The organism is Bacteroides muris (ex Afrizal et al. 2022) (genome assembly GCF_004793475.1).
Lineage (GTDB): Bacteria > Bacteroidota > Bacteroidia > Bacteroidales > Bacteroidaceae > Bacteroides > Bacteroides muris.
Map to the genome: position 1 here is coordinate 1 of NZ_SRYZ01000078.1, position 11,659 is coordinate 11,659.

The window sequence follows — 11,659 nt, forward strand, 5'->3', positions numbered from 1 at the left end:
TGGGCCAAATTTATTTAATGTTTAACTAGTCCCTATTTTTTATGGGACACTAATGAACACAACTGTCAAATCTTAAAAAGAAAATTGATGAAAAAGTTGCTTTAGGACATCTGGGGCTTTTGCCTTCTACTGTTATCGCAATTTCCTATTTTGAAAATTTCATCAAATTGTTGGCAGATGAGATAATTAGACAAGGTGATAAAATTCAAATTGGGGATAAAATATACAAATCTGCAAAGATTAGAATAGTTATCCCAAGGACTCTTGATGCTGATATGAAAAGACAAGCAACAATATATTTCCGAAAAATACATTTTGAATCTTGTCCAATCACAACTGTTCACCGTAGTTATCCGATTTATGTTGAATCCACCTCAGAAGGTAATGTTAAGGACGAAGCAATTATTGCAGACATGCCAACTATTCTGAGTGGCGTTGACAAGGCAATTGACATGTATTTCAGAGTAGGCCACATAGGTAAAACACAAGAACAACAACTCACAGAAGAAAGAGAGTTGAATAACTTCACACGTGTTTTGAGTCTGCTAATTTCACAAGAAGCCTTTTGCAGAGAAATTGTTGAAATTGTGGATGATAACAATCAGCCTATATAACATGTGTTACTATTAAATGATCGATAGTTTATAATGTTAATAATACGCTGAAATAATGGAAGAAAGTAACAATTCTCCTATTCAATCCGACTTTGAACGGATTAAAAAGCAAGATAATAAAGGTTTAGAGTATTGGACTTCTCGTGAGTTGTGCACCGCATTAGGCTATAGCACATACCAAAAATTCAATCGTACTCTAAACAAAGCTATCGGCATAGCCAATAAGAAAGGTTGTAACACTATCGAGCATTTTAATCCTACGTTTGAGATGGGCAAACTAAATTCCGGTTCCTTTTGTAAGGTAGAAAATATATATCTTTCACGAATTGCCTGTTTGATGATTGCGGAAAATGCCGATGGGAAGAAGCCGCAAGTGCAGATGGCAAGAGAATATTTCAAACAAGAAATATCAACTCCTGAATTAATCGACAATAGCTTATCATCCAATATATTGCTATATAAGACGAAACAAGGAGAAAGTCGTATAGAGGTCATCTTCTATAATGAAACATTTTGGATGTCGCAAAAGCGAATGGCCGATTTGTTTGGTGTTGAAACGAATATGATCAATAACCATCTGAAAGAGATATTCAAGAGCGGAGAATTGGAGGAGAGTTCAGTTATTCGAAAAATTCGAACAACTGAACTTGATGACAAGAACGATGATACATTGTTCTACAATTTGGATGCGGTTATTGCCGTTGGTTTTCGTGTGGGCAGTTATCAAGCGAGCCAATTTCGGATGTGGGCCACATCGGTTCTAAAAGAAATAATCATAAAAGGATTTGTATTGGATGATGAACGCTTGAAACAGGGCAAACATTTTGGCAAAGATTATTTTGACGACCTATTAGAACGTATCCGAGAGATACGAGCCTCAGAACGTCGGTATTATCAGAAAATCACCGATGTCTATGCCGAATGTAGTGCCGATTATGATCCTAAGGCTGAGACTACCCTACAATTCTTCAAAATGGTGCAAGATATGATGTATTGGGCTACTTCCCATCAAACGGCAGCCGAAATCATCTATTCAAGAGCAGATGCCCAAAAGCCCCACATGGGACTTACCACATGGAAAAACGCTCCTGACGGCAGAGTGCAAAAGTCGGATACAATTATCGCCCAGAATTACCTATCAGACAAAGAAGTCTCTGCATTCAATCGTCTATCAACCGCTTTCCTTGATTTGGCCGAACTTCGTGCCGAACGGCAAATCATTTCCACAATGGCAGATTGGAAAAAGCAATTGGATGATTTCCTAGCTCTATATGAGTATGATAAATATAATGAGACTGGCACCATTTCCGCCGAGCAAGCAAGAGAAAAGGCATACGCCGAATATGATAAATTCCGCTTGATTCAAGATAAGGAGTTTCTTTCGGATTTTGATAAGGAACTCAAGAGGTGGAAAGAGAAAGGATTGTTTGGTAAAGATTAATTCTATCTATAAACACTATTAACAGGAACATAAGATAAACCATAACGGCATATTCTCACTATCTTTTCCCGAAGCCAAGACAATTATTGTCTCTGGTGATATTCATGGAGACTTTAATCAGTTGGTGTTCAAACTCTGCATCCAATATCAGCTTACGGACACCTTGCTAATTGTAGCCGGGGATTGTGGCTTTGGCTTCGAAAAGAAAGAGTACTATGAACAGATGGTTAGACGAAATGTCAAGCGAATGAACCAAGCCAACAATTGGATTGTGTTTGTGCGAGGTAATCATGATAATCCAGCTTATTTCGATGGAGCAATGTTCAACTTCAAACGCTTCATCGCTATTCCAGATTATACTATTCTACAAGCCTGTAATCATACCATCCTTTGTGTTGGTGGAGCTATCTCTATTGACCGTATCTATCGCATAAATGAATGGGATAAACGCAAATACCGTGTTCATTCAAATGAACCGCAAGAAAATGATATTTCTCGCAATTTATATTGGCAGAACAAAGCTCCTATTTACGATTCTGATAAGCTGAATACCATCCGTGCAAACTTCTTGATTGATACAGTTGTCACACATACCGCACCTTCATATTGCGAACTATTCTCAAAAAGCAATCTTAACCAATGGGCTGAGAACGATCCTTCATTAATTGAGGATATACAATTTGAACGAAAAGCGATGGATATGCTTCTAAACCATCTCAAAACCAACAATCATCCGATAAATCATTGGTATTATGGGCATTTTCATCAAAGTTGGCATTCTGCTATTGATGGAATACTATATCAGATGCTCGATATTATGGAATTCTGTCAAATATATTGATTTATACCATTTCGGGTATAATAATGATGCAATAGACAGAATTATACCCGATAGAATATAATAGTTGTTACCTGAATATAAGTGTTCCTATTAGGGCATACAAATATTTTCCATAGTGGACAACGGAAGCAATTACATTTTTTCAAGCGAATAAATCTGACTTATTACACTTTTTAAAACGAATAAAAGATGAGGGAGCAATATCAATATTCAAACATAATATATCCTTCTTGGTCATAACCTTTTCGTTCATGATGGATACGATCTATCAACTGCTGCAAATCACTCTCATCTGACTTAATGTCCTTAAAACGACAATACTGTTCATCGTATCTTTTTCCGGAACCGGACTTCAAACGAGAGTCAATATCGGAAGGAATTAGAAATGAAGAACGTTCCGCTCCTAAATATTGTTGAAATTCAAAGAGAAATATGCCAATACCTGCTAAATCAAAATCACCGAAATGAAGATAATGATTGGGAATAGTACATAGCCATCTTCTAAGATCTGTTGATTGTGGGTAGCGGGACACAAAGAGTGCTTTTTTCGGAAGCTTATGCGCTTGAAGATATTTTTCGAAAAATACTCTTTGATTGCGAATCATTCTGAAATTTTCCATATTCTCGATACCTATCACTACTACGTCTTTAGGTATTGTGAACGTCTCCCATTCTGCGACAAAAACAAAACTCCCTTTTTGTGGTTTTACCATAAAAGGTTCTCCGTTAAGCCTACACCCAATAGGCTCATAGCTGTTTACAGGGAATCCTGGGCAGGAACGAACCATAACAAGTTTGGAGTTACCTGTTTCTGTCGCCATAGAAGCGCGTGAATCTGAGATATTTACTTCGAGAATGCGATAGTTTTCATCCTTATCGATCAGAAATCTTTTTAAAGCTTCAGTATCACGGGCACGATATGATTTTCTTGAGCCGTGGGAGGTAACTAATAGCATACCCTCGGTCAATAGTTCATCCCGTAACTTACTGCTTAGTTTTGAACCTGTGACTTGTTCACCTGCTATCAATGCTTGTATAGACGCACTTATTGCCATATTGTATCCGACTATTTTATTCGTTTCAATAATTTTTCCACTCTCGTCTTCACTCCATACTTACTCAGAAGATAGGTATAACGATAGTCGTAAGGATTATAGGATGTGGGGGAACTATTGATGAGATAGATATTGCGTAAATTGGCAAATTGGAGAATACCTTTGATATTGTTAGGATGCAAGCGTCCTATCTCATCCATCATGCAATGTACAATGAAATCACCACTCTTTCGGGCTGCCTTTTTCTTAAAGACGTTGATGAGCATGATATTGACCATTGCCTTCACAAGAATGTCCGTACCATCTGACCCTACATTATTAATACGCTCGACCCAGTTCGTGTCGTTATCGTTTTCCTTTACTCGAAATTGTAAGCGGAATGCGTCACTCAATGATACAGATGAACGATTCGGTTCGTTCTGCAACTGATGAGATAAACTCTTCAGATAATCCACGACCTTGAGGTTCACTTCATCCCGATTATTGCTTGAGAAAAGATTAAGTTCACCGATAGAGAGCGCATTTTCTACGGTATAATCATGAATGGATATAAGCAGTTGCATGAGCTTGTCTGAGGATTCATTCGCTCTTAGCTCAATGCTCTTGATGACTCCAGCAAAGTTCTTTTCTACAAAATCACGATTGATGTCAAGTATCACTCCGTCCACATCCGATCTACGTTTCATCAGCGAACCAATTTCGGTTGAGATACGTCCCAAAATGTCTTTATAATGCTCGCTGGTACGTCGGCGGAACTCATCGATTTTGTTATTGTCCATGAACTCCTGCAAATCAACGGCAATTTGCAGATAATCATTGTCCGTCACAGGCATCGTGTTGAAACGGAAAGTATTTTGAGGCTTGAAGTTGCGATTGAAACTAACCACTATATCTTTAAGTTTGTCGATTGACTCGCGTTTTTGATTGACAGTACCTCTAAGTTGGCTCAGGAGTTGCTGACAATCCAAATGTGTCTCCATTGTCTTGTCATCAGAGAGATAAGTGTCGGGTACCAAATGTTCGTTCTCGACCATTTGATGATAAAAGTTCAACCCCTCTTTTCTGTGCGCCAGCTCCTTGAGGACTATATGCTGACGCTCTTCCATTTCTCTGCATTTTTTCTCGATGCGTGTTCGTTTATCCTCATAACGCTGGCGTATCATAGAGAGTCGTTGCTCGATAGTCTTAATCGTTTTTCTGATTTCCGGCTCCTTGGCAAAAAGGTTTTGTTCAGCGTCGCGATACCTGATAACAATAGAACGTTCCTCTTCAATCCTCGCCAACAATGTCTGCAAATCCTTCAAAGCTTTACGATATTGTTCAAGCAAATCCATATCAACACCTTTGCCTGCAAGTTCTGCTTTCTGTTGTTCATCGAGTTGCTTCTTCTGTACGGCAAACTCCTTATAACGCACGGTCGCTTCCGCATTTTGTGATTCGTTAAAAATGCGCAGTTCCTCATCAAGTGCTTTTGAGGTTTTACCGAATGAGGAGTCAAGGTTTTTAAGTTCTTTTTTATTCCTTGCTTCATTTTTCTCACGGACATCCTTCTCCGATTGCACGTTTAGCAGAGCTTCGTTGAAGGAACGTTCACGGATCTCTTTTTCTTGAGCAATCTGTTCCAGTTCTTCCATCTCCAGCTTATGCCGATGGTTTTGCAGATTTTGTCGTTTGACAGGTATTTGTTCTTCTTCCACCTTTAACAAAGTTACATTCTGCCGAAGCGGATTGAGTTGTGTCGCATATTTTTTTCCGAGTTTCGATATCTCTTCCTCAAGGGTAATAGGCGATTGCATGAGCTGGCGGTTTATTTGCTTCACTTGCTCTTCCAAGTTCTTTTTCTCCAATCTATACTCGTCAGGCGTACGATGCACGGAGGCTATATTGTCTAGGTTCAACCTTATCCCGAACAAGTTGTCAGATGCAACACAAAACTGAGGTTCAAGCCCTTGTGCGTATAGGACCCGTTCTTCGTCAATCACTTTGCCTATCGTGTTTTCCCAGCCTTCCGTATTCTCGCAAAGCCATTTATAAAAAGAGCCGTCTAAATGGGTAAGCAAATTATTAATCTTTGCAATTTGTTCCCTGATTTGTGTCCGGTCGGCTTCAAGCCGTTCCTGCTCACGTTGTGAGGCATGTTTTATTTCAGCCTCTTTCATCTCATACTCGGCGATAATCTGTGTTATCTGGCTTTTTACCGCTATCTGTTGTGCGGTATTCTCTTTCTCTTTCAAATTCAGCTGTTGAAGTTGTTCATCCGTTTGCTTTATTTCATCGGCCATAGGATGCCAATGACGGAGTTCCTTCAACGCACTATCAGCCCTGTTTTGTTCGGCCAACAAGACTTGTAAACGCTCATCAGACTCATGTCGCCAATTGTCGAACGCTTCCATAATCTGATTTCTATTCTTGGAACGGTCTTCTTCTAGTCTCTTACGCTCTATCTGGAGTATGGCTTGTTTTTGATAATATGCCTCTTTTTGAACATTTTCGAATGCTTGACGCGCATTCTCCAGTTTAGCCTTTGCAATGTTGTACTTTTCCTCTATTGAAGCATGCGTTTTCAATAAATCATCCAATAGAGTTTGTTTATTAATCGCTTCTTGCTTGATCGCAGACTCCCGGTCGGAAAGAGAGAGTTTGTCTTCAATGCCAAGAGCATCGAAATCCTTCCTTGCCTGTGCTATTTCTTTCAGTTTGCTTTTCTTGGCGCCAAGTTCTTGATTGAGCGAGTCTTTTTCTTTATCATAGTCAGTTGTAAGTTCTTTCTTACGACTATGTTCCTTTTCTATGGCCGTTTTAACTTCTTCCGCTTCCACTTCCAATAGTGGTATCCGTTGCTCGCTATATGCTACCGCATGATTCATCATATGCCATACATCCGACAATTGTTGGTCGAGCGCGACAATTTTGCGACCTTGTTCGGCAATATTCAATGCCTGTTGGCGCACCGGATAATTGCCGTCACGTGTTTGACGGAACCAGCAATCAATTTCATCATACTCTCGTTCAAAGTTTGAAACAAGTCGTCTGTAGGTTTGTAAATCAATGGGCAAATCTTCATCTGTCATGGATTGTATGATCGTGTTCTTTACAAAGTCTGCATCCAGTTTGGTATTCAGAAATACGTTTTGAATGCTTCGCGGGATATTCTGATAATGCGAACTCTGAACTAAAGAATAACGTGCGTATTTATGGTCATGTGTATTGCCGAAGATAATATCTTTGAACATCACACCGGATTCTATTCTTGCAGAAACCCCTACATTCTTGTCTATACGTTCACGAATCTTCACCCAATCACTCAACACCTGCTTGTCTTCGGTAATGAACCATTCACGTTGATAGGGTGCATCTATAAATCGCCATGAAGCACGTCCTTGGTATCTGCTGACCAATATGGTATATGCGCCATTATCACGCATCACCTCATAAAGTATATACGAATTTGACTGGCGAAAATAGAATTCATCAAACGACTTCTGTCCCTGTTGAATACCTAAACGGTGTTTGTCGGCATTATAGAAAAACAGCAATGCCCTCAACACAGTACTTTTGCCCACACCTTGTGTTCCTGTAAAATGTACATTGCCATCCACGGAAATCTCAGCATAAGGGATATTAGCACTATTAATAAAAATAATCTTATTCAGGTACTTCATCTTCATTAACTATTTGAATGATTTCCACTAATTCTTCAACATAGCGAAATGCCGAAGTAATCTTATAAGTCTCGTCTTGTTCGCTAATACACTCGGCAAAACCCATATTCTGCATCTCTTGAAGCAGTTTGTTTACAATCTCAATATTAGACCCTGCACCGTACTTCTTGAATAGATGATTAGCCTTTTCTTTTAGTTCTATATCCAGACTAATCTGTTCTATCAAATGACTTTTACGGAACTGATATCCGGCTGTAAATGATTGGTTATAGCATTTCAAAAAGTCCAGATAGTCAAGCCATTTTGAAAAGCTTTCCAATTTCTGTTCTATGGTTTGCTTACTTTCTCCTTTTCGCGAAAAATAGAAGAAACCATTGCCGCATTCCAATTGCAGACCAATTTCCTTGAAGTAATCAGTATAATCCTCCATATTCTCCTCGATATCTTCATACAAATGGCGGATGGAGGTATCTGTGCTGTCCACCGAAAGAAACTCTCCTCGGCTCAACCGTTCGTATATTCTTTGAGTATTATTTCGCATAAATTATGGGATATTCGATGTCTTGATAAATTGCATATTCTCCTGTCATCCTGCATTCGTCAGAATGTAAGATAACCAATTGGCAAAAGAGAGTTACTAGGTCTTCCATCGTACATTTTACTTTATAGTCATACCTCAAAATGAACTTAAACAGATCATAGCTTGAGGCTAAGAACGCATTCCATACTTCCGTGGAATCCACCTCCTCCAGTTGTTGGATATGCTCTTGTAAATCTTCCTCTGTCAAAGGTTCGGCTTCTGCTCTTGTTGTTTTCTGTATTCCATTGCGTTCAGCCATTCGTCTCAATAACTTTACGACCTGCTCATTTTCCCGTAGCATCTCCAAAGACAAACGTGTCTTGTTGTATTGGCGGGATTCCGTCCAAAGAGGACTTCTCTCTTCCAATACCTGCATAAGGTTCGTATCCGTCTTAATAAGTAACTGATCTTGCAGATATTTCAACTTTCGTATCTTTTTATAAAGTTGATTCTGCTGGTCTATCTGGTTGATGTAGGAAATAATCTGTCGGTCAATCTCCATGAGTGCGTGATAAGCTTCCACAAAATCATGTTTCACATCGCTACAGGTCTTGGCCATGTGCGGATCATTGGCCATAATGAAGAAAGCATGCTCGTTGTCCATCAACTTTTCACATTCACGGATCATGACACGGATGCTATGGCTCTTCTCATCCAGATTCTGTAGTTTCTTCTTCTTGATAATATAGTTGGGTTCCTGCTTATAAGCATTATCCATGTTACGTTTCAAATCCACCACATTCTTCAACGTTCTGAATCCAGTCTTCTTTAAAAGTTGCCGTACATTGTCTTGATATCCGGCTTTGCGATTGACATTAGTCTCTTGCAGAAAATATCCAATATGTTCTTTTAAAGTGTTGATACATTCCTGCACACTCAATACGCTAATCTCCTCGTTTACATTCAGCACCTCCTCGAAGAAGTTCAGATAGTCACTTTCAATTTCAAGCGTATTGCCTGTCTCCACCAATACGCCATAGTCAACCAACTTTCTCAATCTGGTTTCATTCCCTCCGACAAGATCTATAGCAAGTCCCAACGGAAACTTTATTAGTTTACGTTTCTCAAACATCTCACTCAGCAAACCTTGCTCACGCGAGAGTGTTTTGGTCAGTTCTTCTATGCTTCTGAAATGTGTCAGAATATCCATATTTCAAAATTCTATAATTAATGCCATCAAACTGTCAATAAACTCAAATCAACATCGGGAATGATAACATCCGTAAGCTTATCTTCAACAAGGAATCCCATATAAAGCGGAATGGTGAGTATATCCCCCTCACGTCCTACATTATATTGTCCTAACTTGATTGCATTCTTGACATGATACACATCCTTGTTCTTCAGAACCGTAGTCATACTTTTTGCCTTTCCCGACTTTGCCTTGACTTCAAGAATAACGCATTCTCCTTTGAATCTCACCAAGAAGTCCAGTTCAAGCCCGCTATCCTTATGGAAGTAGTATAGTTTTTGCCCGGACTTGCATAAGAAATCAGCCATCAGATTCTCAAAAATAGCCCCCTTGTATCCAAGAAGATTACCCTTCAAAATATCTGCCTGTGTTCCATAATCGAGCATTGCCATTAAAACACCTATGTCAGTGGTATATACCTTGAAACACTCTTTGACGGAATTGCCTTCTAAAGGCAGTTCTGTAATCTGCGTGTTATAGCATCTACGGACTATCCCGGCATCCTCCAACCATTGGATGCTACCGATGTATTGCGAAGCCCTTCCACCTTTCTTGACGATGGAATATTGAAATTTCTTGTTCTCTTTGGCTAATTGTTTCGGAATAGATTCAAAACATTCACGAATGTTAGGCTTGTCCGCATCATCCGCATATTTAACCATATCCTCTTCGTATTCGGCAATAAGATTGCGTTGCGCCTTATAGATAAGTTCGATATTCTTGGTTTCAAGGAAACAGTTCACCACCTCCGGCAGACCTCCGACAACGACATATCTATACAGCAACTCCATCATTGCCTTGTGAATTCCATCGGGAACAACCTTTTCGCTCTCAAAGCATAATTTGACAGAATCAATGACCGCCTTACCGATTCCATTTGCCCATAGAAATTCCTCAAAGTCCAACGGATACATATCTATCACGGTTTCATATCCGACTGGAACCGAATCTTGTCCTTCCTCTTCGTTTTTCTTTCTGCTTTTGCCGTAGCCTTTCACTCCCAAAAGAGAACCCGTAGCAATAACATCGAAACGTCCGTCTATATGGAATGACTTCAAGGCAGTCCTTGCTTCCTTGCACTCCTGAATCTCATCAAGGATAATACAAGTTTTCCCCTCAATGAAACGACTACCTTGTATCAAAGCAGATAGGTTGAGAATAATGGTATCGACATCTATATTACCCGTAAAAGCGGACTTCTTATCCGGTTCAAGTATGAAGTTCATATAGACTACACTCTCATAATTCTCTCTTGCGAACTTCTGGACAATGTATGTCTTTCCACATTGGCGGATACCTTTTATCACAAGGGGCTTTCTGTCCTTGGACTCTTTCCATTTAGCTAAATATGTTTCTATTTTCCTTTTGAGCATAGCGCAATCATATTCTTTCCATACGCAAAGTTACACTTTTTCCAGTGAATAACATTCAAGTTAGCACACTTTTTCAAACGAATAAGTCACATATAGATACATTTTTTCAAGCCAATCACATTTTTTCGTGCAAAAATCTGCTGCAACCCACAGAAATTCCAAGAAAACCACTACCTTTGCATACAACAAGCGTTCTGTAACATACCTGCGGAAATGCCCTATCACTCAATACCTTGTATCTGATAGCGGGCATTCCACAAAAGGGCTGAAAAGAGGCGGTACAACACGTATATGCAAAGCAATGAAATACAACGGTTTGCATTTGTCCCTACATTCTGTGTATTTGTAAAAACAGAGGTTGTACCGATTAAAATGAATAGTCACTGATAATCAGTGATGTAAATATGCTGCATCGGAAACATCTACACGGAATAGAATAAAATCTTCATTTTCACTGCTCATGATCACTTCCTCTACTTTGTACACCTTATCGCTTCCAGCTAATTTAATCCCTTCCTCACCAATGCCAGTTCCTTTGAACACATGATAATTGCTGACAGCCAAACCATCTTTGTTGATAAAGAATCCAGAACCTTGGTACATATTGTAGCCATCCGAAGTAAACACCATAAAAACTGACGTATTATATTTCGAAAAAATTTGAGAACCATCAAGCTTATTTTTATCACCACGATTATTTACAACTGATATTGTGACGTTCCTTGCTTTTTTATTAGGAGACACTAGTACTGACTGTGACTGTTGTGAAGTTACAATCTTATCATTCCTTTCACCATGTCCTGATTTATGAGCGCATGAATACAGACATATAATAGAAACTGTTGATAAGTAGTTATTCATAATTATTTCACCTATGTCGAAATTACATTATCTTTGCTTC

9 protein-coding genes are annotated in these 11,659 nt (G+C 39.2%); 3 read left to right on the forward strand and 6 right to left on the reverse strand.

Annotation, left to right across the window (positions count from 1 at the left end; genetic code table 11):
* Positions 1 to 119: 119 nt before the first annotated feature.
* From E5355_RS18370 to E5355_RS18380, 3 genes are read left to right on the forward strand one after another with little or no spacing between them, the layout of a single operon-like run.
* On the forward strand, positions 120 to 614 hold the full coding sequence (locus tag E5355_RS18370) for an STING domain-containing protein (protein ID WP_328515078.1): 495 nt from the start codon (positions 120 to 122) through the stop codon (positions 612 to 614).
* 55 nt (positions 615 to 669) lie between these two features.
* Positions 670 to 2,055 (forward strand): RhuM family protein, encoded by a 1,386-nt coding sequence (gene rhuM / locus E5355_RS18375; protein WP_168354387.1) that lies wholly within the window; start codon positions 670 to 672, stop codon positions 2,053 to 2,055.
* Positions 2,056 to 2,089: 34 nt separating this feature from the next.
* Positions 2,090 to 2,896 carry a metallophosphoesterase gene (locus E5355_RS18380; RefSeq protein WP_044155111.1) on the forward strand — a complete coding sequence of 269 codons (807 nt, stop codon included), beginning with the start codon at positions 2,090 to 2,092 and terminating at the stop codon, positions 2,894 to 2,896.
* 203 nt (positions 2,897 to 3,099) lie between these two features.
* Here the strand turns inward: E5355_RS18380 and E5355_RS18385 are convergent, their stop codons facing one another.
* The 6 genes from E5355_RS18385 to E5355_RS18410 all read right to left on the reverse strand — a co-directional run bounded on the left by E5355_RS18385 (position 3,100) and on the right by E5355_RS18410 (position 11,619).
* Entirely contained in the window at positions 3,100 to 3,951 is an 852-nt protein-coding gene (locus E5355_RS18385) for a DUF7281 domain-containing protein (RefSeq protein WP_007665834.1), read from the reverse strand.
* A gap of 11 nt (positions 3,952 to 3,962) precedes the next feature.
* Positions 3,963 to 7,613 carry an ATP-binding protein gene (locus E5355_RS18390; RefSeq protein WP_044155361.1) on the reverse strand — a complete coding sequence of 1,217 codons (3,651 nt, stop codon included), beginning with the start codon at positions 7,611 to 7,613 and terminating at the stop codon, positions 3,963 to 3,965.
* Positions 7,597 to 8,154 (reverse strand): condensin complex protein MksE, encoded by a 558-nt coding sequence (locus tag E5355_RS18395; protein ID WP_007665836.1) that lies wholly within the window; start codon positions 8,152 to 8,154, stop codon positions 7,597 to 7,599. The genes E5355_RS18390 and E5355_RS18395 overlap by 17 nt, the downstream gene beginning before the upstream one ends.
* Entirely contained in the window at positions 8,144 to 9,343 is a 1,200-nt protein-coding gene (locus E5355_RS18400) for a hypothetical protein (protein WP_007665837.1), read from the reverse strand. The genes E5355_RS18395 and E5355_RS18400 overlap by 11 nt, the downstream gene beginning before the upstream one ends.
* Before the next feature lie 26 nt (positions 9,344 to 9,369).
* Complete coding sequence (locus E5355_RS18405) at positions 9,370 to 10,758, reverse strand: ATP-binding protein (protein ID WP_007665838.1); 1,389 nt, start codon at positions 10,756 to 10,758, stop codon at positions 9,370 to 9,372.
* 390 nt (positions 10,759 to 11,148) lie between these two features.
* Positions 11,149 to 11,619: a trypsin-like peptidase domain-containing protein gene (locus E5355_RS18410; protein ID WP_210434549.1), complete on the reverse strand. Its 471-nt coding sequence runs from the start codon at positions 11,617 to 11,619 to the stop codon at positions 11,149 to 11,151.
* Positions 11,620 to 11,659 lie beyond the last annotated feature (40 nt).

What these genes read in the sequence shown, in the direction of transcription:
- E5355_RS18385 (WP_007665834.1), bottom strand. Translation starts at nt 3,951, where the DNA reads ATGGCAATAAGTGCGTCTATACAAGCATTGATAGCAGGTGAACAAGTC.
- E5355_RS18395 (WP_007665836.1), bottom strand. Translation starts at nt 8,154, where the DNA reads ATGCGAAATAATACTCAAAGAATATACGAACGGTTGAGCCGAGGAGAG.
- E5355_RS18390 (WP_044155361.1), bottom strand. Translation starts at nt 7,613, where the DNA reads ATGAAGTACCTGAATAAGATTATTTTTATTAATAGTGCTAATATCCCT.
- E5355_RS18400 (WP_007665837.1), bottom strand. Translation starts at nt 9,343, where the DNA reads ATGGATATTCTGACACATTTCAGAAGCATAGAAGAACTGACCAAAACA.
- rhuM (WP_168354387.1), top strand. Translation starts at nt 670, where the DNA reads ATGGAAGAAAGTAACAATTCTCCTATTCAATCCGACTTTGAACGGATT.
- E5355_RS18410 (WP_210434549.1), bottom strand. Translation starts at nt 11,619, where the DNA reads ATGAATAACTACTTATCAACAGTTTCTATTATATGTCTGTATTCATGC.
- E5355_RS18405 (WP_007665838.1), bottom strand. Translation starts at nt 10,758, where the DNA reads ATGCTCAAAAGGAAAATAGAAACATATTTAGCTAAATGGAAAGAGTCC.